The sequence below is a fragment of the Sphingobium scionense genome (assembly GCF_014197035.1).
Lineage (GTDB): Bacteria > Pseudomonadota > Alphaproteobacteria > Sphingomonadales > Sphingomonadaceae > Sphingobium > Sphingobium scionense.
In genome coordinates this window covers 255,708-279,948 of sequence record NZ_JACIEU010000002.1, presented here as the reverse complement: position 1 = coordinate 279,948, position 24,241 = coordinate 255,708, and the positions used below count along the sequence as shown (strand labels likewise).

Annotated in this window: 27 protein-coding genes; 17 read left to right on the top strand and 10 right to left on the bottom strand. The window is 64.4% G+C overall.

Annotation, left to right across the window (positions count from 1 at the left end; genetic code table 11):
- The gene (locus GGQ90_RS03250) at positions 1-807 is read right to left on the bottom strand and encodes a crotonase/enoyl-CoA hydratase family protein (RefSeq protein WP_188080800.1); all 807 of its coding nucleotides are present in this window, start codon (positions 805-807) and stop codon (positions 1-3) included.
- On the bottom strand, positions 804-1,739 hold the full coding sequence (fabD, locus tag GGQ90_RS03245; protein ID WP_188080799.1) for an ACP S-malonyltransferase: 936 nt from the start codon (positions 1,737-1,739) through the stop codon (positions 804-806). The genes GGQ90_RS03250 and fabD overlap by 4 nt, the downstream gene beginning before the upstream one ends.
- A gap of 190 nt (positions 1,740-1,929) precedes the next feature.
- Here fabD and GGQ90_RS03240 point away from each other — a divergent pair, with 190 nt between their 5' ends.
- The 7 genes from GGQ90_RS03240 (at position 1,930) to GGQ90_RS03210 (ending at position 8,401) form a co-directional block, all read left to right on the top strand.
- Positions 1,930-3,381: an efflux transporter outer membrane subunit gene (locus GGQ90_RS03240; RefSeq protein ID WP_188080798.1), complete on the top strand. Its 1,452-nt coding sequence runs from the start codon at positions 1,930-1,932 to the stop codon at positions 3,379-3,381.
- The gene (locus GGQ90_RS03235) at positions 3,371-4,906 is read left to right on the top strand and encodes an efflux RND transporter periplasmic adaptor subunit (protein ID WP_188080797.1); all 1,536 of its coding nucleotides are present in this window, start codon (positions 3,371-3,373) and stop codon (positions 4,904-4,906) included. Before GGQ90_RS03240 ends, GGQ90_RS03235 begins: the two co-directional genes overlap by 11 nt.
- 4 nt (positions 4,907-4,910) lie before the next feature.
- Entirely contained in the window at positions 4,911-5,633 is a 723-nt protein-coding gene (locus GGQ90_RS03230) for an ABC transporter ATP-binding protein (protein ID WP_188080796.1), read from the top strand.
- Entirely contained in the window at positions 5,633-6,838 is a 1,206-nt protein-coding gene (locus GGQ90_RS03225; protein ID WP_007708829.1) for an ABC transporter permease, read from the top strand. Before GGQ90_RS03230 ends, GGQ90_RS03225 begins: the two co-directional genes overlap by 1 nt.
- 110 nt (positions 6,839-6,948) lie before the next feature.
- The gene (locus GGQ90_RS03220; protein WP_188080795.1) at positions 6,949-7,125 is read left to right on the top strand and encodes a hypothetical protein; all 177 of its coding nucleotides are present in this window, start codon (positions 6,949-6,951) and stop codon (positions 7,123-7,125) included.
- Between the two features lie 28 nt (positions 7,126-7,153).
- Positions 7,154-7,870 (top strand): CPBP family intramembrane glutamic endopeptidase, BDIM_20840 family, encoded by a 717-nt coding sequence (locus GGQ90_RS03215; RefSeq protein ID WP_188080794.1) that lies wholly within the window; start codon positions 7,154-7,156, stop codon positions 7,868-7,870.
- Between the two features lie 177 nt (positions 7,871-8,047).
- Positions 8,048-8,401: an RcnB family protein gene (locus GGQ90_RS03210; RefSeq protein WP_188080793.1), complete on the top strand. Its 354-nt coding sequence runs from the start codon at positions 8,048-8,050 to the stop codon at positions 8,399-8,401.
- A gap of 55 nt (positions 8,402-8,456) precedes the next feature.
- Here GGQ90_RS03210 and GGQ90_RS03205 read toward each other — a convergent pair whose 3' ends face one another.
- The gene (locus GGQ90_RS03205) at positions 8,457-9,860 is read right to left on the bottom strand and encodes a GntP family permease (RefSeq protein WP_188080792.1); all 1,404 of its coding nucleotides are present in this window, start codon (positions 9,858-9,860) and stop codon (positions 8,457-8,459) included.
- A 246-nt stretch (positions 9,861-10,106) separates the two neighbouring features.
- Between GGQ90_RS03205 and rpsF the strand changes: the two genes are divergently transcribed.
- Genes rpsF through rplI form a run of 3 tightly spaced genes read left to right on the top strand, consistent with a single transcriptional unit; the run spans position 10,107 to position 11,381 of the window.
- Positions 10,107-10,532, top strand: coding sequence for a 30S ribosomal protein S6 (gene rpsF, locus GGQ90_RS03200; protein WP_007708840.1), 426 nt, complete (start codon positions 10,107-10,109; stop codon positions 10,530-10,532).
- Between the two features lie 13 nt (positions 10,533-10,545).
- Positions 10,546-10,770 carry a 30S ribosomal protein S18 gene (gene rpsR, locus GGQ90_RS03195; RefSeq protein ID WP_004212076.1) on the top strand — a complete coding sequence of 75 codons (225 nt, stop codon included), beginning with the start codon at positions 10,546-10,548 and terminating at the stop codon, positions 10,768-10,770.
- Between the two features lie 14 nt (positions 10,771-10,784).
- The gene (gene rplI, locus GGQ90_RS03190) at positions 10,785-11,381 is read left to right on the top strand and encodes a 50S ribosomal protein L9 (protein ID WP_188080791.1); all 597 of its coding nucleotides are present in this window, start codon (positions 10,785-10,787) and stop codon (positions 11,379-11,381) included.
- Positions 11,382-11,459: 78 nt separating this feature from the next.
- On the opposite strand, the gene GGQ90_RS03185 is transcribed toward rplI, so the two are convergent.
- The gene (locus GGQ90_RS03185; protein ID WP_188080790.1) at positions 11,460-12,212 is read right to left on the bottom strand and encodes an SDR family NAD(P)-dependent oxidoreductase; all 753 of its coding nucleotides are present in this window, start codon (positions 12,210-12,212) and stop codon (positions 11,460-11,462) included.
- 132 nt (positions 12,213-12,344) lie between these two features.
- Between GGQ90_RS03185 and GGQ90_RS03180 the strand changes: the two genes are divergently transcribed.
- Complete coding sequence (locus GGQ90_RS03180) at positions 12,345-13,241, top strand: LysR family transcriptional regulator (protein WP_246428104.1); 897 nt, start codon at positions 12,345-12,347, stop codon at positions 13,239-13,241.
- A gap of 2 nt (positions 13,242-13,243) precedes the next feature.
- Here GGQ90_RS03180 and GGQ90_RS03175 read toward each other — a convergent pair whose 3' ends face one another.
- Positions 13,244-13,513 carry a plasmid stabilization protein gene (locus GGQ90_RS03175; protein WP_188080788.1) on the bottom strand — a complete coding sequence of 90 codons (270 nt, stop codon included), beginning with the start codon at positions 13,511-13,513 and terminating at the stop codon, positions 13,244-13,246.
- 104 nt (positions 13,514-13,617) lie between these two features.
- Here GGQ90_RS03175 and GGQ90_RS03170 point away from each other — a divergent pair, with 104 nt between their 5' ends.
- The 5 genes from GGQ90_RS03170 (at position 13,618) to GGQ90_RS03150 (ending at position 17,130) form a co-directional block, all read left to right on the top strand.
- Positions 13,618-13,977 carry a hypothetical protein gene (locus GGQ90_RS03170; protein WP_188080787.1) on the top strand — a complete coding sequence of 120 codons (360 nt, stop codon included), beginning with the start codon at positions 13,618-13,620 and terminating at the stop codon, positions 13,975-13,977.
- The gene (locus tag GGQ90_RS03165; protein WP_188080786.1) at positions 13,974-14,216 is read left to right on the top strand and encodes a hypothetical protein; all 243 of its coding nucleotides are present in this window, start codon (positions 13,974-13,976) and stop codon (positions 14,214-14,216) included. The genes GGQ90_RS03170 and GGQ90_RS03165 overlap by 4 nt, the downstream gene beginning before the upstream one ends.
- A gap of 118 nt (positions 14,217-14,334) precedes the next feature.
- Positions 14,335-15,264 (top strand): DUF808 domain-containing protein, encoded by a 930-nt coding sequence (locus GGQ90_RS03160; protein ID WP_188080785.1) that lies wholly within the window; start codon positions 14,335-14,337, stop codon positions 15,262-15,264.
- Positions 15,265-15,383: 119 nt separating this feature from the next.
- Complete coding sequence (locus tag GGQ90_RS03155) at positions 15,384-16,703, top strand: MATE family efflux transporter (protein ID WP_223178078.1); 1,320 nt, start codon at positions 15,384-15,386, stop codon at positions 16,701-16,703.
- A 106-nt stretch (positions 16,704-16,809) separates the two neighbouring features.
- Entirely contained in the window at positions 16,810-17,130 is a 321-nt protein-coding gene (locus GGQ90_RS03150; RefSeq protein ID WP_188080783.1) for a hypothetical protein, read from the top strand.
- A 66-nt stretch (positions 17,131-17,196) separates the two neighbouring features.
- On the opposite strand, the gene GGQ90_RS03145 is transcribed toward GGQ90_RS03150, so the two are convergent.
- Positions 17,197-17,967, bottom strand: coding sequence for an ABC transporter permease (locus GGQ90_RS03145; protein ID WP_188080782.1), 771 nt, complete (start codon positions 17,965-17,967; stop codon positions 17,197-17,199).
- The gene (locus tag GGQ90_RS03140; RefSeq protein WP_188080781.1) at positions 17,964-18,896 is read right to left on the bottom strand and encodes an ABC transporter ATP-binding protein; all 933 of its coding nucleotides are present in this window, start codon (positions 18,894-18,896) and stop codon (positions 17,964-17,966) included. The genes GGQ90_RS03145 and GGQ90_RS03140 overlap by 4 nt, the downstream gene beginning before the upstream one ends.
- 510 nt (positions 18,897-19,406) lie before the next feature.
- Here GGQ90_RS03140 and GGQ90_RS29805 point away from each other — a divergent pair.
- Positions 19,407-19,706 carry an RcnB family protein gene (locus GGQ90_RS29805; protein WP_343053526.1) on the top strand — a complete coding sequence of 100 codons (300 nt, stop codon included), beginning with the start codon at positions 19,407-19,409 and terminating at the stop codon, positions 19,704-19,706.
- Between the two features lie 54 nt (positions 19,707-19,760).
- On the opposite strand, the gene GGQ90_RS03130 is transcribed toward GGQ90_RS29805, so the two are convergent.
- The 3 genes from GGQ90_RS03130 to GGQ90_RS03120 all read right to left on the bottom strand — a co-directional run bounded on the left by GGQ90_RS03130 (position 19,761) and on the right by GGQ90_RS03120 (position 24,141).
- Positions 19,761-20,390 (bottom strand): class I SAM-dependent methyltransferase, encoded by a 630-nt coding sequence (locus GGQ90_RS03130; protein WP_188080779.1) that lies wholly within the window; start codon positions 20,388-20,390, stop codon positions 19,761-19,763.
- A 119-nt stretch (positions 20,391-20,509) separates the two neighbouring features.
- Positions 20,510-21,751, bottom strand: coding sequence for a dipeptidase (locus GGQ90_RS03125; protein ID WP_188080778.1), 1,242 nt, complete (start codon positions 21,749-21,751; stop codon positions 20,510-20,512).
- The gene (locus GGQ90_RS03120; protein WP_188080777.1) at positions 21,751-24,141 is read right to left on the bottom strand and encodes a TonB-dependent receptor; all 2,391 of its coding nucleotides are present in this window, start codon (positions 24,139-24,141) and stop codon (positions 21,751-21,753) included. The genes GGQ90_RS03125 and GGQ90_RS03120 overlap by 1 nt, the downstream gene beginning before the upstream one ends.
- Positions 24,142-24,241 lie beyond the last annotated feature (100 nt).

Sequence of the window (24,241 nt, the reverse complement as noted above, 5' to 3'; positions counted from 1 at the left end):
CTAATCTCCCTTGAAGTGTGGCGGCCGGCGGTCGAAGAAGGCGGTGATCGCCTCGTCATGATCCGCGGTCGCATGGGCCAGTGCCTGCATGGCGCCCGCCATTTCCAATATTTGTGAAAGTTCGGCCGTCTGCGCCGCACGTAGCAGCCGCTTGGTCATCCGCGTCGCATGCGGCGGATTGGCGGCGATGGCATCGGCCTGCGCCCGCGCCACCGTCATCAAGTCCGCGTCGGGCACGACATCGCCGACCAGCCCGATCCGCAGTGCCTCGCCCGCGCCGATCGTTTCGCCGGTCAGCGAGAGTTGCGATGCCTTGGAAAAGCCGATGATGCGCGGCAGCAGCCAGGCCCCGCCATCCCCGGAGACGAGGCCGAGCTTCACGAAGCTTTCGGCAAAGCGCGCGCTCTCGCCCGCGATGCGCAGGTCGCACATGCAGGCCAGGTCCAGCCCCGCGCCGATCGCCGGGCCATTGACCGCCGCGATCACCGGCAGTTCGATCGCCTGGAACAACAGAGGCAGGCGCTGGATGCCCGCGCGATAATTGCGCCGCGTCTGCGCCGGCAGACTGGCGCGCAGCCCCCCGGCATCCGGCCGCATCGCGTTGAGATCGCCGCCCGAGGAAAAGGCACTGCCCGCCCCGGTCAGGATCGCGACATGGATGCTCGCGTCCCGGTCTGCCGCCTCGAGCACTTCGCACAGCGCATCCACCATCGCCGGATCGGAGATGGGGTTGCGCCGGTCGGGCAGGTTCAGCGTGACCGTCAGGACGGCCCCGTCGCGGTGAGTAAGGACCGGACTCTCGCTCACAGCGCGCCCAGCACCGCCTCGATATCGTCCATCGTCACCACGCTGCGCACGGTGGCGTCCGGCGCGATGCGCTTGACCATCGGGCCGAGCACCTTGCCGCCCAGTTCGACGAAATCGGTGACACCCGCATCCCACATCGCACCGATCGACTCGCGCCAGCGGACGCGGCCGGTGACCTGCTCAACCAGACGCTCGCGAATGTCGGCGGGGTCGCTGATCGGCGCGGCCAGCACATTGGCATAGACCGGCAGCAGCGGCGCGTTGATCGTCGCCTTTGCCAGTGCTTGCGCCATCACGTCGGCGGCGGGCTGCATCAGCGGGCAGTGGAAGGGCGCCGACACCGGCAGCAGCACGCCGCGCTTGATGCCATAATCCTTGACCAGCGCGACGGCGCGCTCGATCGCACCCTTGTGGCCGGAAATGACGACCTGGCTCGGATCATTGTCGTTGGCGACGGTGCAGACTTCGCCTTCGGCGGCGGCATCGGCCAGCGCCTGCGCCTTTTCGATGTCGGCGCCCAGCAGCGCGGCCATCGCGCCCTCGCCCACCGGCACGGCGGCCTGCATCGCCTGACCGCGCAATTTCAGCAGGCGGGCGGTGGTGCCAAGGTCGAACGCCTCGACAGCGCAGAGCGCGCTATATTCGCCAAGGCTGTGGCCCGCGACATAATCGCCCTTGTCGGCCAGGCTGAAACCGCCTTCACGCTGCATCACGCGCAGCGTGGCGAGCGCATTGGCCATGATCGCCGGCTGGGCGTTCTCGGTCAGGGTCAGGTCGCTTTCCGGGCCTTCCACCATGATGCGGAACAAGTTCTGCTTCAGGGCGTCATCGACTTCCTGGAACAGTTCCTTCGCCGCCGGGCTTGCCTCGGCCAGCGCCTTGCCCATGCCGACCGACTGGCTACCCTGGCCCGGGAAAAGAAATGCCCTCATCTTCCATCCTCTGATCTACTGGTGCTTTTTCAAGGAAAAACACGGGAATTCACGCACGTTACACTTTGAGACATATATGGCATTGAGGCGTACATGGCTTTTCGGCACGTAACGACCTGACATAGCTGCCCCCTGTCTCTCCGGGGGAATATTGCTGGCCCCTTTAACGACGACGGAGTGCAAGGAAAAGGTGCGATATCGCATTGCATGGCTCACGGGATCGGTACTCGCCCTGTCCGCCTGCGCGGCGGGGCCGAACTATCACGCGCCGCAATCCGCTGCGCTGGGCGTGCCTGCCGGCTATAGCCAGGGCAGCGGCACCGCGCTGGACGACGCCACCCTCGCCACCTGGTGGACGCGGCTCAATGACCCGACCCTGAGCGGCCTGATCGACCAGGCGATCGCCGGCAATCTGGATATCGTCCAGGCGCAGGCCCGGCTGCGACAGGCGCGGGAGTCGCTGCGCCAGGCCAATGCGTCCTTCCTGCCGCAGGTGAGCGGATCGGCCAGCGGCGGCAAGAATTATCGCAGCCAGGCCGGCGGCACCCGTGTCGACGACAGCGGCAATGTCATCAGCACCGGTGCCAGCAACTGGTCCAGCAGCTATTCGGCCGGCGCCAATGCCAGCTGGCAGATCGACCTGTTCGGCGAATTGTCGCGCTCGGCCGAAGCCGCGCGAGCCGATCTCGCCGCGTCGGGCTATGACCTCGCCAATGTGCGGATGACCATCATTTCCGAACTGGTCACCAACTATGTCCAGGCCCGCGCATCGCAAGAGCAGCTGCGCATCGCCCGCGAGACGCAGAAGGTGCAGCAGGACAATTACGACATCGCCCGCTGGCGGCTGCAGGCCGGACTGGTGTCCTCCCTCGACGAGCAGCAGGCCAAGGCCCAGCTCGCCCAGACCAACGCCACCATCCCGCAGCTCGAAGCCAGCCTGAAGGGCAGCCTCAACCGCATCGCCGTGCTGACCGGCCAGGCGCCGGGCGACGCAACCCGCGCGCTCGAAACGCCGGCGCCGATCCCGACCGCCGCAACCGACATCGCGACCGGCATTCCCGCAGATACGCTGCGTCAGCGGCCCGATGTGCGGTCGGCCGAACGGGCGCTGGCCGCCGCCACCGCGCGGATCGGCGTCGCCCAGGCGCAGCTCTATCCCTCGCTCGGCATCAGCGGCAATATCGGCACAACCTCGAACGCCTTCAAAAACCTGTTCGACCTCATCACCGGCGGCGTCTTTGCCAATGTCGCCCAGACCATCTTCGATGGTGGCCGCCTCGCCTCGCAGGTCCGCGCGCAGAAGGCGGCGACCGATGCCGCCTTCGCCGCCTACAAGCAGAGCGTGCTCGGCGCGCTGGAGGATGTCGAAAATGGCATGGCCTCGCTCGACAGCGCGCGCCGGCGCAAGGTCGAGTTCGCCACCGCTTACGAAGCGTCGAACAATGCCGCGATCCTGGCGCGCAGCCAGTATCAGTCCGGCCTGATCGACTTCCAGACCCTGTCCAGCAGCGAAACCACGTTGCTGAACGCCCGCAACAGCCTTGCCAGCGCCCGATCGGACGAGATCCTGGCCATCGCCCAGCTCTACAATGCACTGGGCGGCGGCTGGCAGAATATGGATGACCGCCCCAATGAGCAATGACGCCAGCCCCGATCAGAACCTTAACGATTTTCTGGGCGCCCCGCCGGAAAAGCCGCATCGCAAATGGGTGATGCGCGGCATTATCGGCGTCGTGCTGCTGATCCTGGTGCTGCTTGTCGCCCGCTGCTTTGCCGGCGACGACAAGCCCAATTATGCCACGCGGGAGGCGCGTCAGGGCGATCTGACGGTCAGCGTGTCGGCCACCGGCAACCTGAAACCCATCAACCAGGTCGATGTGGGGTCCGAACAGTCGGGCAAGATCACCGCCGTCTATGTCGACGTCAATGATCGCGTGACCAAGGGGCAGAAGCTCGCTGAACTGGACACCCGCCGTCTGGTAGACACGATCAACCAGAACAAGGCTCAGGTCGCGTCGTCCCAGGCGGGCGTTGCCCAGGCCCAGGCCCAAGTCGCGCTGGCCAAGGCGACGCTCGATCGTCAGCTCAACGTCTTCCAGCTTTCCGGCGGCCGCGTGCCGGCCAAGACCGAACTGGATGCCGCCCGCGCCGATTATAATCAGGCGCTTGCCACGCTGCGATCGTCGCAGGCCCAGGTCGATGTGTCCCGCGCCCAGCTGTCGACCGCCCAGACCAACCTGTCGATCGCCCAGATCGTCTCGCCGGTCACCGGGGTCGTCCTGTCACGCGATATCGAGCCGGGCCAGACCGTCGCCGCTTCGCTGAACGCGCCCGTCCTCTTCACCATCGCCGAAGACCTGACCCAGATGGAGGTCGAGGTATCGGTGGACGAAGCGGATGTCGGCCAGGTCAAGGAAGGCCAGAGCGCCAATTTCGCCGTCGACGCCTTCCCCGGCCGTACCTTCCCGGCGAAGGTCACGCGGGTCAATGTCGGATCGAACAGTTCCAGCAGCAGTTCATCCTCATCGACCAGCACGACCACCAGCACCACCGGCACGGTCGTCGCCTATACCGCCGTGCTGTCGGTCGACAATCAGGACGAGACGTTGCGTCCGGGCATGACCGCGACCGCCGATATCGTCACCCAGGAACTGCATGACGTGCTGCTGGTGCCCAACAGCGCGCTGCGCTTCAAGCCCGCCACCGCAGCACAGGGTGGCGGTATCACCAGCGTGCTGCCCGGCCCCGGCCGCATGCGCCGCAGCGGCGCCAACCGCCAGGTCAATTTCGGCGCGGGTAGCAGCCAGACCCTCTATGTCCTGGACGAAAAGGGCGATCCCAAGGCGGTTCAGGTGACCGTCGGTGCCAGCGACGGAACCCGCACCGTCATCACCGGCGGCGACCTCAAGCCCGGCATGAAGGTGATCACCGGGCAGCTTGCCGCCGGTGCGCAGCAGCCCGCCGAGGATCAGAAGGCCGATCCTGGCGCCGGCGGAACCAAGGACCGCCCGCGCAATCCGGCCGCTGACGGCAAGCCGGCCAGCATCAAGTCGCTCGGCAATTCAGGCGATGCAGCGCCCGAAACCGCGCCGGTCACGCCTGGCCCCGACACCCCCCAGGGCAACGGCACGGGCAGCCGGGGCACCGGCCGCCAGAGCGGAACCTGAGCCGATGGTCCCCGACCCGATCATCTCGCTGCGGGGGATCACCAAGATCTTCGGCAGTGGCCCGACGGCGTTCCAGGCGCTCAAGGGCATTGATCTCGACATTGCGCAGGGCGATTTCGTCGCCGTCATGGGGCCTTCGGGCTCGGGCAAGTCGACGACGATGAACATATTGGGCTGCCTCGACGTGCCCACCGGCGGCGAATTCCTGTTCAAGGGCCGCCATGTCGAGACGCTGGACCGCGACCAGCGCGCGCTGCTGCGCCGCCGCTATCTCGGCTTCGTGTTCCAGGGCTTCAACCTGCTGTCGCGCACGACCGCGCTGGAGAATGTCGAACTGCCCCTGCTCTATCGCGGCGAGGACAAGAAGACCCGCTACGACATGGGCATGGCCGCGCTCGACAAGGTGGGCCTGAAGGACTGGTGGGACCATACGCCGGCGGAACTGTCCGGCGGCCAGCAGCAGCGCGTCGCGATCGCCCGCGCCATCGTCACCCAGCCCGACGTGCTGCTGGCGGACGAACCGACCGGCAATCTCGACTCCGAACGGTCGGTGGAGATCATGCAATTGCTGACCGACCTCAACCAGAATAGCGGGATCACCGTCCTGATGGTCACGCACGAACCGGACATGGCCGCCTTTGCCCACACTATCGTCCATTTCAAGGACGGGCTGGTCGAACGGATCGAGGACGGCCAGGGCGCGGCGCAGAAAGGAATGATCGGCTGATGCTCGGGACGACCGTCATCCTCGCCTTCCGGGCGATCAACCGGCACAAGATGCGCAGTTTCCTGACGACGCTGGGCATCATCATCGGCGTCGCCGCGGTCGTGACCATGGTGACGCTGGGCAATGGTGCCACCGCGGCCGTGCGCGAACAGATCAGCTCGCTGGGTGCCAATGTGCTGCAACTGCGCCCCGGCCAGGGTTTCGGCCGTGGCGGCGGCGGCCCGCGCCCGCCCAATTTCAAGGAAGCCGACCTCACGGTCATCGAAAACCAGCTGACCGGCGTGCGCGCGGTCGCGCCGATCGTGCAGTCGAGCGGCACCGCCATCTATGAAGGCAATAACTGGTCGACCACCGTCTATGGCACGACATCGGCCTATTCGCAGGTCCAGTCCTGGAACGTCGCCGAAGGGCGCCTGTTCATGCCGGAGGAAGAGGAAGCCGGCAAGGCGGTGTGCATCATCGGCAATACGGTGCGCACCAACCTGTTCCAGGGCGCCGACCCCGTCGGCAAGCGGATGCGCATCAAGGGCGTATCCTGCCAGGTGATCGGCGTGCTGGCGACGCGCGGCCAGGGCGGTTTCGGCGACCAGGACGATGTCGTCGTCATGCCGATCAAGTTCGTCCAGCGCCGTTTCACCGGCGACCGCGACATCAGCCAGATCATGGTGGCGGTCGACGACGCCTATGACACCTCGACCGTCCAGAGCAGCCTGGAAGAGCTGATGCGCGAACGGCGCAAGATCAAGGCGGGCGCGGAGGATAATTTCAACGTCTTCGACACCAAGCAGATCAGCGACACGCTGACCGGCACAACCACCATCCTGACCCAGATCGTCGCGGCGGTGGCGGCGATCTCGCTGCTGGTCGGCGGCATCGGTATCATGAACATCATGCTGGTATCGGTGACCGAACGGACCCGCGAGATCGGCATTCGCCTGGCCATCGGCGCGGTCGCGCGCGAAGTGCTGATGCAATTTTTGGTGGAGGCGATCGTGCTGTCCTGCATGGGCGGCGTCATCGGTCTGGTCATCGCCCTGATCGCGTCGGTCGGCATCGCGCCGCTGATGAAGGTGCCCTTCACCTTCGATCCCCAGGTCAACCTGATCGCCTTCCTCTTCTCGGCCGCGATCGGCGTGGTGTTCGGCTATTTCCCGGCGCGCCGGGCGGCAAGCCTCAATCCGATCGACGCGCTGCGGCACGAATAGGCTGATACATTTTCCGACAAAAGGGCGGTCATCCGGGATAATGCTGCGACATCTTCTGCCTAATCCCTCCTTCCATGGCGCCGCTCTGGCGCCGTGGAAGGAATGCCTCCATGAAGATGATCGCCGCCAGCCTCATCAGCAGTGCACTGTTGCTCGGGGTCAGCCTCACCCCCTTTGCCGACGCGCAGGCACCGCAAACGGCGCAATTGCTGGAGGGCAAGGATCATCCCATCCTGCTCGCCCGCATGACCGTCACCGCCACGCCCCTGCCCGCCTCCGCCGACTGAGCCGCCGCCGCGCGCCGGAGCGGCGCGCATGAACGGCGTCATCGGCCTGCTCGGCACGCTGGCGCTGCTGCTGGCCGCAGGCGGCGCGATCGGCCTGATCGACCGGCGCCGCTTTCGCCCCGGCTGGCTGCTGGTCGCCGCCGCTTTGGTCGCTGCCAATGACGCGCTGCTGACCCGCGCCTATCGCCATATCCCCGACCTGATCCCTGCCGCCGACTGGAACTGGCAGGGCAAGTTGCTGGCTCTCATCCTCACCTTGCTGATCGCATCCCTGCCTACCTTCGGCTGGAAGCGGGTCGGCCTCACCCTTCAGCAGGCGCGCGGCAGCCTGACCGCCGCCCTGCCCGTCGCCCTGCTCTATTGCGCCTTCTTCACCGCGCTCGCCCTCTATTTCCCCGATGATCCCAGCAGTGCCGAGGAAATCGCCTTTCAACTCACCATGCCGGGGCTGGAGGAAGAACCCTTTTATCGCGGCATCCTGCTTTTCGCGCTCGATCGCGCCTTTACCCGCCGGGTCCGCTTCCTGGGCGTCGACTGGGGCTGGGGCGCCTTACTGTCCTGCGGCCTGTTCGGCCTCGCCCATGCGTTCGGCTATTCCGGCGGCCATTTCAGCTTCGATCCCGTCGTGATGGCGCTCACCGCCATCCCCTCGCTGCTCGCCGTCTGGCTGCGCCTGCGCACCGGCAGCCTGCTGCTGCCGATCCTGCTGCACAATTTCGGCAATGCCATCTCGCTGATGCTGTGAGTCGCGCAAGATATTGAAAAAGCGCCATTTATGAACCGATATTCAGGTTAAATCGGCTTTTGATACAATTTCCGACAAACTCGCCCCACCCTTGGGACAGGCTTGCGACAAGCGCGGCCTATCTCTGTCTTCGACGCCGGAAGCGGCGCCCTCGATTGAAACAAGAGGAGTGAAGACATGTTCAAGAAGATCATCCTGGCCCTGGCCGCCACCGCCGTTGCCGCCAGCCCGATCGTCACCGCCCAGGCCCAGGCCGCGCCCCATCGCGAGACCGTCCGGGTCGTGAAGCAGACGCCGCACCGCACCGTCGTCCAGAAGAAGACGGTCGTGCGCAACGACCATCGCTGGGCCAAGGGCCAGCGCTTCGACCGCCGCCAGGCAAGCAATTATCGGGTCGTCGACAATTATCGCGGCTATCGCCTGTCGGCCCCGCCGCGCGGCTATCACTGGGTCCGCTCGGGCAATGACGCAGTGCTGGTCGCCATCACCAGCGGGATCATCGGCGCAGTGGTCGCCGGCGCCATCCGCTAAGCACACCATGTCCTGAAAAGCGCCCTGGAGCCACCGCTCCGGGGCGTTTTCGCGTTCAGACCAGGCCAGTCAGATAATAAACGGCGATCACGACGAAGACGGTCATGGTCTTGATGAGCGTCAGCGCGAATATGTCCTTATAGGCCTGCCGATGGGTGAGGCCCGTCACCGCCAGCAGGGTGATGACCGCGCCATTATGCGGCAGGCTGTCCATGCCCCCCGATGCCATCGACGCGACCCGGTGCAGCACTTCGCGCGGGATACCGGCCGCATCGCCCGCCGCCACGAACTGGTCCGCCATCGCCGCCAGCGCGATCGACAACCCGCCCGACGCCGATCCGGTGATGCCGGCCAGAGTTGTCACCGTTATAGCTTCGTTGATCAGCGGGTTGGGCACCGCCTTCAGCGCGTCCTTCACCACCAGGAAACCCGGCAGCGCCGCGATCACCCCGCCAAAGCCATATTCGACCGCCGTGTTCATCCCCGCCAGCAAGGCGCCGCCGACCGCCGCCTTCGATCCTTCCGCAAAGCGCCGCGCCACGACCGGGAAAGCGAAGATCAGGATGGTGGCGATGCCCATCAGCAGCGCCCCCTCCACCGCCCAGAGTGCTGCTTGTTGTGTCACTTTCGCTGTCACCGGATCGGGCAGCCCCGCCAGCCGAATGCTCACCGTCTCCGCCCCGCCGGTGATGCGCGGGATTATCAACGTCAGCGCCAGATTGCCCAGCCCCACCACCAGCAGCGGCAGCAGTGCGACCAGCGGATGGACGGTCACCGCCGCCTCCTGCCGATCAGGTTCGTTGACCAGCGTCTCGGGCGCGCCATAGCCTTCCCCCGCGGCCGCCATCGCCCGGCGCCGCCAGTTAAGATAGGCAAGGCCCGCCGCCGCGATCACGACCGATCCGATCACGCCCAGCACCGGCGCCGCCCAGGCGGTGGTGCCAAAGAAGCTGGCCGGAATGACATTCTGAATCTGCGGCGTGCCGGGCAGCGCATCCATGGTGAAGGTCAGCGCGCCAAGGCCGATGGTCGCGGGCACCAGCCGCTTGGGGATGTCGGCGCGGCGGAACATCTCGGCGGCGAAGGGATAGACGGCAAAGACCGCGACGAACACCGACACGCCGCCATAGGTCAGCAGCGCCGTCACGATCATGATCGCCGGGATCGCCCGCCCCGCGCCGACAAAGCCGATCACGGCCGTCACGATCGCACGGGAAAAGCCCGATATCTCGACCAGCTTGCCAAACAGCGCACCCAGCAGGAAGACCGGGAAATAGAGTTTCAGGAACGTGGCGACCTTGTCCATGAACAGGCCGGAAAAGGCCGTAGGCACCGCCGCCGGATCGGTCAAAAACACCGCCAGCATCGCCAGCAATGGGGCCATCAGGATCACACTCATGCCGCGATAGGCCGCCAGCATCAGCAATATCAGCGCCAGTGCCGCAATCGCGACCGCCATCCGTCTCTCCTTCTCTTTTTCTGGAGGGCAGGATAGAGACAGGTGAAGCCTGACTGCAAGCAGGGCCGCTGCCGCCCGTATCTGCACCGATGCCGCTTGCCTTTCCCCCGCTTTTCCGTCATAGGCGCGCCTTCGCTCGGCCCCGGATTCGGACGTCGGACGATTTCGAATGCTTGAGACGACAGCCGGAGGGGCGTTCCACATGGGGTGGGCGTCAGCGATCGGCCAACAGATGAGGCAATACCCATGGCTCTTTACGAGCATGTGTTCCTTGCGCGCCAGGATCTGGCACAGGCGCAGGTGGACGCTCTGGCGGAAACCGCCACCAAGATCGTCGAGGAAAATGAAGGCAAGGTGACCAAGGTCGAGACCTGGGGCCTGCGTTCGCTCGCGTATAAGATCGCCAAGAACCGCAAGGCGCACTACGTCATGCTGAACATCGACGCCCCGGGCAACGTGATTGCCGAGCTGGAGCGTCAGACCCAGATCAACGAAGACATCATCCGCTACATGACCATCAAGGTCGAAGAGCTGGAAACCGGTCCGTCGGTGATGATGCGCAAGCAGGAGCGTTCGGAGCGCGGCGATCGTGGTGATCGCGGCCCCCGTGGTCCTCGCGAAGATCGTGGCCCGCGCCGCGACCGCGAAGAAGCCGCCCCGGCTGCCGAATAAGGAGATCTGAAACATGGCACGCCCGTTTTTCCGCCGCCGCAAGAGCTGCCCCTTCGCCGCCAAGGATGCGCCGAAGATCGATTATAAGGACGTCCGTCTGCTGCAGGGCTTCGTGTCCGAGCGCGGCAAGATCGTCCCCAGCCGCATCACGGCCGTTTCGGCCAAGAAGCAGCGTGAGCTGGCCCAGGCCATCAAGCGCGCCCGTCACCTGGGCCTCCTGCCCTACATCGTGAAGTAAGGGAGTAGATACCCATGGAAATCATCCTGCTCGAGCGTATCGAGAAGCTGGGCGCGATCGGCGACATCGTCACCGTGAAGGACGGCTATGCCCGTAACTTCCTGCTGCCCAACAAGAAGGCGCTTCGTTCGAACGCCGCCAACAAGAAGGTCTTCGAAGCCAACCGCGCGAAGATCGAAGCCGACAACGCGGCTCGCCGCTCGGACGCCGAGACGGCTGCCGAGGGCGTCAACGGCACGCAGATCGTCCTGATCCGCCAGTCGTCGAACGCCGGCGCGCTCTACGGTTCGGTTGCCGTTCGCGACATCGTCGACGCGCTGCATGCTGATGGCATCACCAACGTCTCCAAGGCGATGGTCGTGCTGGAACGCCCGATCAAGACCCTGGGCGTCTTCGACGTCAAGGTCGCGCTGCATCCGGAAGTCGCCGTCACCATCACGGTGAACGTTGCGCGCTCGCCGGAAGAAGCCGAACTGCAGTCGCAGGGCGTGGACGTGATGGCCGACCTGTTCGAAAAGGACGAGAGCGGCTTCACCGAGGATTATGATCCGAACGCCGAGCCGGGCGAAATCGCCGTCGAGGCGGAAGAAGCCCCGGCCGAAGAAGCCTGAGCCTCTTCGCTCTGAAAAACGAAAAAGCCGCCCGTCACCGGGCGGCTTTTTTGTTGCCTTGAAGAGAGCGGACGCGGCTCAGATCTGCGCGAAGCCGCCATCGACGAACAGTTCGACGCCGTTGACATAGCTGGCGTCGTCGGAGGCAAGGAAAGCCGCCGCCTTGCCGATCTCGCGCGGGTCGGCCAGCCGGCCGAGCGGGATTTGCGCCGCCAGACCACCTTCCAGCGCCTGCCATTCCGCGTCGTCAGCAGCCAGTCCCTGTAGCCCCGGCGTGCGGGTGGCGCCCGGCGCGATCGTGTTGACCCGGATATGCCGGTCCTTGAGGTCCAGTATCCAGTGGCGCGCAAAATTGCGAATCGCCGCCTTGGTCGCACCATAGACGCTGAACGCCGGCAGCGCGCGCACCGACTCCGTCGATCCGGTCAGGATGATCGAAGCCCCGTCGCGCAGCAGCGGCAGCGCCTTCTGCACCGTAAACAGCGTCGCCTTCACATTCAGGCCGAAGGTGCGATCGAACTCCTCCTCGGTAATGGCGCCGATCGGCTGGAAGCTGCCGCCGCCGGCATTGGCGACCAATATGTCGATCTGGGCGCCATGCTGCTGCACGACATCATAGAGGCGATCGAGATCGGCGAACTGGGTCACGTCGCCCTGCACCCCGACGGCGCCATGGCCAATGGTGCGGACCGCCGCGTCCAGTTCCTCCTGCCGTCGGCCGGCGATGAACAGCCTGGCCCCTGCTTCGGCCAGTTCCTGCGCGATACCCAGGCCAATGCCGGTCGTCCCGCCGGTCACCACCGCGACCTTGTTTTCCAATTTGCGTGCCATGATCATTTCCTTTCTGTCCGGCGATGCACCCTGCACTGCCTGTGTCATTGGAAATAATCCTGGAACGATTTTCGCTGTAGACAGCAAAATTGACATCCATCGTTCCATAATTAGAACAATGATATGCAGGATATGAATGATCTTCGTCTGTTCGCGGCGGTCGTGACCCATGGCGGATTTGCCGCCGCCGGCCGGGCGCTGCGCCTGCCAAAGTCGAAGCTCAGCCGACGGGTTGCGGAGCTGGAACAGCGACTGGGCGTGCGACTGATCGAACGCTCCTCCCGCCGGTTCCGGGTCACCGAGCTCGGCTTGTCGGTCTATGACCAGTGCCGCATCGCCGTGGCCGCCGCGGAACGCGCAGAAGCGCTGGTCGAATCCAGCCTCAGCGAACCCAGGGGCACTGTGCGCTTTTCCTGCCCGACCGGCCTCACCCCGTTCGTCGCCGCCATATTGCCCGATTTCCTGACGCTCTATCCCAAGGGCCATGTCCAGATCGTCGCGGTCGATCGCCCCGTCGACCTCATCGGCGAGCGGATCGACGTCGCCCTCCGCGTGCGCATCCGGCTGGACACCGATGCGGAACTGACCATGCGCACCCTGGCGCGCAGCCGCCGTATCCTGGTCGCCAGCCCCGCGCTGGCCAATCAGATGGCAGGACAGGACATCGATGCCCTGCCAACCCTGCCGACGCTCAGTTCATCGGGGGAGGATGGCGCGGTGAGCTGGCATCTCGAAGGCCCCGATGGTGCGGCACGGGTGATCGAGCATCATCCGCGCCTGAGCTGCGGCGATTTCGAGACCATCCGCCGCGCCGCCATTGCCGGACTGGGCGTGGCATTGCTGCCCGATCATGTCTGCATGGCCGACCTGCGCTCGGGCGCCTTGGCACTGCCTTTCCCCGAATGGCAGGCGCAGGAGGGGATCGTCCACCTCGTCTTCACCACCCGCACCGGGCTGCCGCCGCTGGTGCGGGCCTGGATCGATCATCTCGCCGCCCATTTCAGCAACGGCGATATCTTCTCGCCCTGATTTCAGCCCTGCGCCCGGTGGCGGCGCGTTTCCCAGCCCTTCTTCGCCGCGGCCGATCGATCCGCAGCCTTGCGCCGCTCGGCGGCATGGCTGTCGGGCTTGCCCCGCCCCGATCCCGACAGGTTTCCGCCGCCCGAATCCTTGTTCACCGTCGCCCAGGCCCGCGCCTCCGCCTCGTCATGCGACACACCACGCCCTTCATAGCTTTCGGCGATATGCGCAGCCTTGCGTTTCTGCTTGTCGGTGTAACGGCCCTTGTCGCCTCGTGGCATGCCTGCCTCCTTTTTCTGCGCCATATCGGTTCAAATCCCGAGGGGCATTTCCGTTCGATCGCCATTAGGTTGCGACACGAGAAGATGAGGAACGGAGAGTCGCCATGAACGTTCCGGACGTCATGGATCAACGCACCCTGCTTGAGCGCCTCGCCCGGCATCTGGCCGCCGGCGCAACGCATAACTGGCCCTATTGGGTAGAGGATGCCGCCAGCATATTGGCGCTGCTCAAGGAACCCGATCCGGCGATGCGCGAGACAGGGGACGTTACCGCCTGGCAGGCGATGATCGATACTGCCCTGCAGCAACGCTGGACCATCTTCCCACCCGGCATGACCGGCGCCGACGAGGATCATTCCGGCAGTGCAGACGAGGAGGGCGAAATTCGCCTGCCCCCCGAAGCCATCGACCAAGACGCTGCCAAATGGGTCCATCTGCACAGCCCGCCAAAGGAAGCACCATGAAGGGATTGTTGAAACTGGCCTTTCTGACCGGACTGGGCGCCGTCGCCTGGAAAAGCCTGAAGGACCGGTCCGCGACGGATTGCAACGCCGATCCCAAGGATGTGGACGATCGCGGCCCGGTCGGCTCATCGGGCATCGTTCGCGACGCCGGCCCGCAGACGGGAGACAGCGATTGGGACATGATCGACGAACAGTCCGACGAATCCTTCCCCGCGAGTGATCCGCCGGGCAATTACTGATATAGCCGACGCCCGGTCACGAACCGGCAATCATCGCTCCATTGCCCATACCCTGCCCGCGCATTAAGAAGCGCGCACGGACGATATCCGTCCGTTTCAACAGGGGAATTATTCAACCATGCCTTCGGGTCTGATCGCGTTGCTCGACGACGTCGCCGGTATCGCCAAGATGGCGGCCACGTCGCTGGATGACGTCGCCGCTGCGGCCGGCAAGGCCGGTACCAAGGCCGCCGGCGTCGTCATCGACGATACTGCCGTCACGCCCAATTATGTCATGGGCCTGACACCCGACCGCGAACTGCCGATCATCTGGAAGATCGCGCGGGGATCGCTGCGCAACAAGCTGCTGTTCTTGCTGCCAGCCGCGCTGGCGCTCAGCGCCTTTGCCCCCTGGCTACTGCCGCCGCTGCTGATGCTGGGCGGTGCATTCCTCTGCTTCGAGGCCGCAGAAAAGCTGCTGGAAGCGATCCAGGGTGGCCATGACGAAGTGGCAGATGCCGCCGCGACATTGACGTCCAAGGAACTGGAGGACCAGAAAGTCGCCAGCGCGATCCGCACCGATTTCATCCTGTCGGGTGAAATCATGGCGATCGCGCTCGGCACGGTGGCCAGCGAGCCGATCTGGGAACAGGCGATCATCCTGGTCGTCGTCGCCATCGGCATCACGGCGGGCGTCTATGGCGTCGTCGGCCTGATCGTGAAGATGGATGATATCGGCCTGCACCTTGCGGAGCGCAGTGCGGCCGTCACCCGCGCCATCGGCCGCGGCATGGTGAAGGCGATGCCGGTCGTGATGAGCGTGCTGGGCGTCGTTGGCACGGCGGCGATGCTGTGGGTCGGCGGCGGCCTGATCGTTCATGGCCTGCACGAATTTCATTGGGATCTGATCCCCGGCACCATCCATCATCTGGCGCAAGGTGCAGCCCATGCCGTGCCTGCGATCGCCCCGGTGGTCGACTGGCTGGTGAATGCGATCGGCGCAGGCATCGTCGGGCTGGTGATCGGCGGCATCATCGTTGCCGTGCTGCATCTGTTCAAGAAGCATTGAGGCGATTAAGGGGAGCGCCCGCCCCCTTGCCGGCGCCTCCCTCGTTCCGGACCTTCCAAGTGACCCAATCTTCCCCCTGGCGCATCGAGGCGCGCGCGCTCGTCACGCTCGCCATTCCCATGATCGCGGGCAATGTCGCCTGGTCGGGGATCGCCGCGACCGACCTGCTGCTGGTCGGACGACTGGGGGCGGAAGCGGTCGCCGCCGGCGCTCTTGCGATCAACCTCTTCAACGCGCTGCTGATCTTTGGCCTCGGCCTCGTCACCGCTGCCGCGCCGCTGATCGCCAGTGAGCGCGGCCGTCGCCGCCATTCGGTGCGCGACGTGCGCCGCACCGTCCACCAGACACTGCGCGCCGCCGCCTTCTTCGTGCTGCCGGCATGGCTGATCCTGTGGCATTGCGAGGCGATCCTGCGCGCCATGGGCCAGGAGCCCGATCTGGCGCGCGAAGCTGGCCACCTGATGCGCGGGATGCAATGGGCGCTGCTGCCCTTCCTCTGCTTCACGACGCTGCGCAATTTCATCTCGGCACTGGAACGGCCGCTCTGGGGCCTGATCATCATGCTGCTCGCCATCCCATTCAATGTGCTGGTCGGCTGGGTGCTGATCTTTGGTCATCTGGGGTTCCCCGCCCTCGGCCTTCTGGGCGCCGGCATCGCCAGCACCCTGTCCTCGACCTTCCTGTTCCTGGGCCTGCTGACCGTCATATTGGTCGACCGCCGCTTCCGCCGCTATCGCCTGATGGGCCGCTTCTGGACGCGTGATCGCGAGCGGCAGCGGGCGGTGTGGACGCTGGGCCTGCCGATCGCGATTACGCTGGGGCTGGAAGTCACGGTGTTCAACGCCTCAGCCTTCCTGATGGGGCTGATCGACCGGGAATCGCTCGCCGCCCATGCCGTGGCGATCCAGATCGCCTCGCTGGTGTTCATGGTGCCGATGGGCATCGGCCAGGCTGCGACCGTGCGTGTCGGTGTAGCCCATGGCCGGGCCGATCCCGCCGCGATCGGCCGCGCAGGCTGGCTGGCGCTGATCGTCGGCACCGGTTTCGCCATGGCGGCCGCTCTGATGCTCGTGCTCATCCCGCGTCCGCTTGTGTCGATCTTCCTCGACGTCCATGATCCGGCCAATCTCGCCACGGCTAATCTGGCGGTCAGCTTCCTGGCGGTCGCCGCGCTGTTCCAACTGGTGGATGCCGCGCAGGCCGTGGGCGCTGGCGTGCTGCGCGGGATTCAGGACACCAAGGTGCCGATGATCTTCGCCCTGGTCGGCTACTGGATTATCGGTATCGGTGTCGGTGCCCTGCTCGCCTTCCCGCTCGGCCTGCGCGGGGTCGGCATCTGGTTCGGTCTGGCTGCCGGCCTGGGCACCGTAGCCGTCCTCCTGATCGCGCGCTGGTCGCTACGAGACCGACTGAACCTCGTCTCGCATGACCGCAAATAGCACACACGATTCGTCGTAAAAATCCGGCTGGTTGCGTCGCGGGCATATGCTGCGACGCACAAAGCAATTGAAACGAGTCCCGGTTTTTTGATATGGGCGGCTCATCATGGACTCCCCGACCCCTATCTTCGAAGCAATCGCGCTTCAGAAGTGCCTCAAGGCGACCTATAACAAGATGGTCGTCACGCTGGCCCCGCACATTCTCTACACGCGCCATGACGAGATGTTCATGGACGCCGTGACCGTCGACCGCGATGGCCGCCCGCCGCGCGAGTTGAAGCTGGGCACCTTCAAGCTGGCGGGCCTGAGCGATGTCGAAACCCTGGACGAGACGTTCGAGGCGATGCACGGCCTCTACGATCAGGGCGACGACAAATATAAGGGCGTGACACTGTTCGCGATCGATCCGCAGAGCGCGGCCGCCTGATCGACAGCAACATCGCATCGACCGGAATGAAGAAGGGCGGCCAATGGCCGCCCTTTTCTTGTACCGTTACTTCTTGAGCCTATAGCCGGTGCGGAACACCCAGGCGATGATGCCTAGGCAAACTGCCAGCATGCCCCCTACGAACAGCAAGCTGAATTCGATCCCGACATCACCCTTGCCGAAGAAGGTCCAGCGGAAGCCCGAAATCAGATAGACGATCGGGTTGAACAGGGTGATCGTCCGCCACGGCTCGGCCAGCATGTGAATCGAGTAGAAGGCGCCGCCCAGAAATGTCATCGGCGTGATGATGAGCAGCGGGATCACCTGCAACTGCTCGAACCCCTGCGCCCAGATGCCCAGGATGAAGCCGAACAGGCAGAAACTCACCGCGATCAGCAGCATGAAGCCGACCATCGCGAACGGGTGCGCAACCTGGAGATCGACGAACAGATGCGCCGTCGCAAAGATGATGAAGCCGACGATCAGCGCCTTGGTCGCCGCAGCACCGACATAGGCAATCACCGTCTCCATCGCCGATACCGGCGCCGACAGCAGTTCATAGATGGTCCCCGTAAATTTGGGCATGTAGATGCCGAAACTCGCGTTGAAGATGCTTTCGGTGAACATCGACATCATGATTAGGCCAGGGACGATGAAGGCTCCATAGGGGATGCCGTCAATCTCCGTCATGCGCGACCCGATCGCCCCGCCGAACACGATGAAATAGAGCGAGGTAGTGATGACCGGCACCAGCAGACCGGTCAGCCAGGTGCGCCGGAACCGGTGCAGCTCGAACTTGTAGATGGCGGCGATGGCGCGCAGATTGGGGCCGTTCATGCCGCCTTCTCCTGATGAACCAGGCTCACGAAAATATCCTCCAGGCTGCTCTGCCGCGTGTTGAGATCCTTGTAGCCGATGCCCAGGTCGCCAAGCTTGCGCAACAGCGAGGAAACGCCGGTGCGTTCGGCGCGGGTGTCGAACAGATATTCGATCTCCTGCCCTTCCGCCTTCAGGGCCACATCCCAGTCGGCCAGTTCGGGCGGCAGCGCCTCGATCGGCTCCGCCAGCATGATCGACAGCGTCTTCTTGCCCAGCTTCTCCATCAGCGCGGTCTTGTCCTCGACCAGCATCAGCTGACCATGGTTGATGACGCCCACCCGGTCGGCCATCTCCTCGGCTTCCTCGATATAATGGGTGGTGAGGATGATGGTCACGCCGGTCTGCCGCAGTTCGCCGATCAGCTTCCACATGTCGCGACGCAGTTCCACATCAACACCGGCGGTCGGTTCGTCGAGGAACAACACGCGTGGTTCATGGCTCAGCGCCTTGGCGATCATCACGCGGCGCTTCATCCCGCCGGACAGCTCGCGGATCTTGTTGTTGCGTTTGTCCCACAGCGACAGGTCGCGCAATATCTTTTCGACATAGGCATCGTTGCGCGGCTTGCCGAACAGGCCGCGGCTGAAGGTGACGGTGTCGATCACCCGCTCGAACTGATCGGTATTGAGTTCCTGCGGCACCAGCCCGATCGCCGAACGCGCACCGCGATAGTCGCGGATGATGTCATGGCCGGCGACCGTCACGGTGCCGCCAGAGGGGCGGACATTGGCGCAGATGATCGAGATCATCGTCGTCTTGCCCGCGCCATTGGGACCGAGCAGCGCGAAAATCTCGCCCTCCTCGATATTCAGGTCGACGCCCTTGAGCGCCTGAAAGCCCGACGCATAGCTTTTCGTCAGGCCCTTGATTTCGATGATGGATGCCATGCGGCAGCGCCCCCTTTCCTTGTGCCGGGAAGATAGGAGGCAGACCGCGCCATGCAACCGGCGACGTGGCAAATAGCGAAGCGGGGCAACATATTGGAAAAAGATTGAAGCGGACCAGCGCCGGGCATAGGCTTTACGCCCCACCATGTGGAGAAGGCTATGAAAAAGGCAGTTCTCTATCTTTCGATCGCGTTGATCGTCGTTCCCGATATCGCCATCGCCCAGCAGGGCAACAGGCCGCCATCCGGCAATGGCGGCGCACGACCTGCGCCTTCGACGCGGCCTGCCCCCGCCCCGTCACGCCCCGGCGGATCGGCACAGCCTTCCCGCCCACCTCGTCCCTCGCCCCAGCCCACGCGCCCTGGCGGTCCCTCAACCCAGCCATCCCGACCCGGCGGTTCCCATCCGCAGCCGCCCCGTCCCGGATCTGGACAGCCAGGTGGGCCGGCAATCCAGCCACCGCGGCCGGGCGGTCCTTCGCCTCAACCGCCGCGCCCCGGTGGTCCCGGCGTGCAGCCGCCACGGCCCGGCCAGCCCCATCGTCCGGGTGCCGGCCGTCCACCCAATTTCCGCCCACTCCCTGGCCCCGCCTATCGCTATCCGCACGGCTATCGTTATCGGCGCTGGACGGTCGGCCTGTTCCTGCCGGCGGTCTTCTTCTCCAGCTATTATTATTACAATGATTATTGGCGCCTGGGCCTGGGCGCGCCGCCCTACGGCTATCGCTGGGTGCGCTATGGCCCCGACCTGCTGCTGGTCGAGGTCCGGTCGCGCCGCGTGGTCGATGTCGTCTATGGCGCCTTCTACTGAGGCAGAAACAGGAAGGGCCGCATCCTGCGATGCGGCCCTTTCCTCTTGTCCCGACTATTCGCCGCGCCGGGTGAAGCGAAAGACCGTTGCCGGCGGGAAATTGCGGACCGTATGGCCGGCGCGGACAACCTCCAGGCCTAGCTGATCCAGCACCGCACGGCTGACTGGCGGCCGCGTCGAATAGGTGAACTGCACCAGGCTGCCGCCCGGCTTCAGCATGCGGAAGGCTTCGGACAATATGTCGATGTGCATCGCGCGGTCCATCGCCAGCAGCGGCAGGCCGCTGACCACGGTCTGATAATCGCCAGGGCCACCGGCGGCGGCGACCGAGACGATCTGTGCCGGCGTCTCCAGGATCGACACATGAGGAAAATGGCGACGCAGCCCGCGCGCGAAGGCGGGGTTGATCTCCACCACCTCCAGCATGTCGGCCGGCAGGCCGGTCTCCAGGATGGCGCGGGTGAAGACACCAGTGCCGCCGCCCAGTTCCAGCACGCGGCCGCCCTGCGGATCAATGTTGGCCACCATCAGCCGCGCCAGATAGCGGCTGCTCGGCACGACAGACGCAGTCTGCCGGGGCTTCTTCACCCAGGCGGCGAGGAAATCGAGATATTCGGTGGCGCGGGCGCGAAACTCGCTGTTCGGCAGGGCGATTGCCCGGCTGCGCTTCGGCTTGTGCTGCATGGGCGAAATGCGACCGCTCCTTTCTGGTGCCGACTCCCCTTAGCGGGCCGGAACGCCCCCGTCGATTGGCTTAACAAGATTTCATGCCGGACCAGCAACGTCCGGTCCGGCATATGTCGTTATTTTTGCTTGGCAGCCTCGGCTGCGGCCAGCACCCGCAACACGTTGCCGGACCAGATTTTCTGTACGTCAGCCTCGCCATAGCCGGCCTTCAGCAAAGCGTCGGTGATCTTGGGAAGATCGACCACATCCTCCATGCCGACGACACCGCCGCCGCCATCCCAGTCAAGGCCAATGCCGACATGATCAGGGCCGACCACCTTCAGCGCGTGCAGCATATGCGCCATGAAATCGTCGAAGGTCGGCCGGTCGGTGTCGGGATAGAGCCTGTCGATCTCCTGCCGCTTGGCGAGCATCGCCGCCCGCGCCTCGGGCGAAATCTTCGCGTCCTCCCGCATCTGACTGTAAAGCGCCATCAGCGCTTTCTGCCGTTCCGGATTGGGCTTGGATGCGCGCAGATAGGCGCCATAGGCGTTCATCTGGATGACGCCACCCTTGGCCGCCAGGGCTTTCAAGTGGTCATCATCGATGTTGCGCGGATGATCATAGACCGCCTTGCAGCCCGAATGGGTCAGCAGCACCGGCGTGGTCGACAATGCCAGCAGATCGTCCAGCACCTGGTCACTGCTGTGCGAGGCGTCGGGCACCACGCCCAGCCGGTTCATTTCCTTCAGCAATTCCTTGCCGAGCGGACTGAGCCCACCATAGCGCGGCTTCTTCGACGGATCGGTCGAGCTGTCGGCGAACTGGTTGTGCGCGAAATGGGCAAAGCCCGACACGCGCACGCCCATGTCGTAGAATGTCTTGATCAGCGAAACATCCTCGCCGAGCGGATAGGCATTTTCGATCGACATATAGACGATACGCTTGCCCGCCGCGGCGATCGGCGCGGCGTCCTTCGCCTCCAGCGCCAGCGTGAAATTGTCGGGATCGGCCGCCACCATCGACCGGATCGACATGCCGCGCAGCAACGCGAAGTCGCGCGCCTTGCGGAATCCCTCGATCGTCAGCGGCCCCTGCCCGGTGTAGATCGCCCAGAAACCGCCATCCAGGCCGCCCTTCTTCATGCGCGGCAGGTCGACCTGGGTATAGTCGCTATGGACGCCATGCTCCTCGTCGATCGACCAGTCGGGCAGGTCGAGCGAGGCCGGCGTGTCGAGATGGCTGTCGAGCGTGATCAGCTTCTGGTGCAGCTGATAGACTTGTTTCGACACGCCCCCAGACGCAGATTTTGACTGGGCCTGCGCGGTGATCGGGAGCAGCGCGACCAGCGCTGCCCCCATCAGATAATAGTTGCGCATCAGATCTCGCCCGAGATGGTGAACTGGAAGGTGCGAGGGGACAGCGGCCGGAAATTGCCGTCACCCGTCACCGAGGAGGAGATGTAGGACAGCGTATCCTTGTCGAAGATATTGTCGATGTTGAAGCGCGCCTTCACCCCCTTGACCGGACCCAGGCTGATGCCGTCGCCAATATCCACATAGGCGCTGAACACGGTATAGCCCTTCACGCTCGACCCGGCAGAATTGTCGAAAGTCGACCAGCGCCGCGACGTATATTTGCCGCTGAAATTGCCCACCAGCCAGCTTGCCGGCTCGATCGTGACGCCGCCACTGACGATCCACTTGGCGCTGTCGGGAATATATTTGCCGTCGGTCTGGTAGGTGGTCGTCGCGGTTACGATGTCATCCTTGAACTTGGCGATATTATAGGTGGCGTTGAGGTTGAAATAGGCCAACCCATCCAGATAGCCCGGCTTGTAGGTGCCGCTGAATTCCGCGCCATAGGCCGTAACCCGGCCGACATTCTGGTAGAAGGTTTCGATGACGTTGGTCGTGCCGGGCAGGATCGACCCGATCGACTGGATGCGGTTCTTGAACTTGGTGTAATAGACGGCATAGGACGCGTAGAATTCGCCCTGATTGGTGCGGATGCCTGCCTCGAAATTCTGCGACCGCTCTGGTGCGGGTGCAGGTACGCCTGCCGCCGTGCTGGCGAGCGAAACCGAGAAGATATCGTCCATCCCCTTGGGCAGCGCCATATTCTCTGCATAGGAAGCGAAGATCTGGCTCTGATTGTCCAGCTTGTAGAGGACGCCCGCCTGCGGCAGGAAGCCGTCGCTGTAACTGGCGCGCAGCGTCTGCGGCCCCCAGCCGGCAACCCAGACGGGTGCCGCCGTCGTGCCGGCATTGCGATAATAATCGTTGAAGTCGCGATAGCCGCTGTATCGATAATCGATGTTCAGCGCCTTGATACCAAGATCGAAAATCAGGCTGTCATCCAGCAGGGAAATCCGGTCCTTGACGAACGCCTGCGTCGTATTACGCTGGCTCTGATAGTCGCGGCGAACATAGACGAGTTCGTCCAGATTGGGAGTGCTGGCGGGCGAACCGTCGGTCGTGTTGTAGCGTGCCTGGGTCCGGTTATAAGTATCGACCTCGCCCCACAGGCCCACTTCCAGCGTCTGCGCACCGATTTCCCAATGCAGCTTGCTGGTCAGACCATAGCGATCGCCACCGACTGTAGAGAGGCCATATTGAGTGCCCTTGGGTGCGGTGAGCGCGATGCCGGCCGCCGTCTCCCGCGTATAATAAAGCAGGCTATTGGCATAGGTGTCGGGCGAGACGCCATATCCTCCCTTGTCCTCATAATAGGCGGTCGCTTCAGCCCAGACACCGTCGGCAATACCGGCATGAATCGTGCCACCATAGAGCTTGTCGTCGCGCACGTTGATGGCGAGGGTGTTGGTATAGGCGTAATTGGCGTTGCTGTAGGCGGGGCCGCCCGCGACCGGCGCGAAGCCCGGCGTGGTGTTGGGCACGACCGAGATATAGCCGCGATCCCGGCCGCTCTTGCCGCCGACATCGGTGCCGGTCAGATACTGGCTGCGGCTGAGCGAAGGCGAGTCGAAGTCGTTGAACTTGTTCGAGACGAACTTGAAGCGAGCCCAGCTGTCGCCGCCCAGATCGGCATGGACCATGCCTTCCCAATGTTCACGATCAACCGTACCATCACCGCGCCACAGGTCGGTGTCCAGCTTGGTGCGGCTGACATAGGCGCGGAACGGTCCGACTTGGCCGGTGCTGGCACGGATGAAGGTGCGCTTCATGTTGAAGTCGCCGAAGCTCTGCGACACGAACAGGCCCATCTCTTCCTGGGGCTGGATGCTGTTGTATTGCACCACCGGGCCAAGCGTCGAATAGCTGGGCAGGCCGACATCGCCCGCGCCGACCGCAGCCTCCACCACGCCCAGATTTTCATTATCGACATAGCGGAAGACCGGGCTGCCGCCGAAGGCATCGCTGCGGCCGGTGGGAATGCCGTCGACCACGAAGCCGATCTGGTCGAGGTTGAAGGCGCGGGTCTGAACGCTGTTGCCGAATTCATAGAGGCCCAGCGCACCATCGGTCTGGACGTTGAAGCCGGGCAACTGCTCCAGCATCTTCAGGCCCGAAATGCCCGACGGCGCGGACAGCAGCGCCTCGCGCGTGACCGCCACGACGTTGGTGACCCTGTCTTCTCCGATCGCTTCCGACGATTGCGAGATACGGCGACCGGTTACGGTGATGCCGTCATTTTCGTCCGTTGGAGCGACCTCCTGCGCCCAGGCAGCAGTAGATAAGGCACCCGCGCAGCAGGCAATCAGCAGGGCAGCGCGAGACACGCGATGAACAGACGAAATCGAAGGCATAGAGGCTCCCTGTAGGCCCTTAAATAGGGGCAGTGCGCGCCAATCAGGAGCGCCCGCTCCTTCGAACTATCGCGCCGTTCCTCCCCGGACCCCGCCCTGT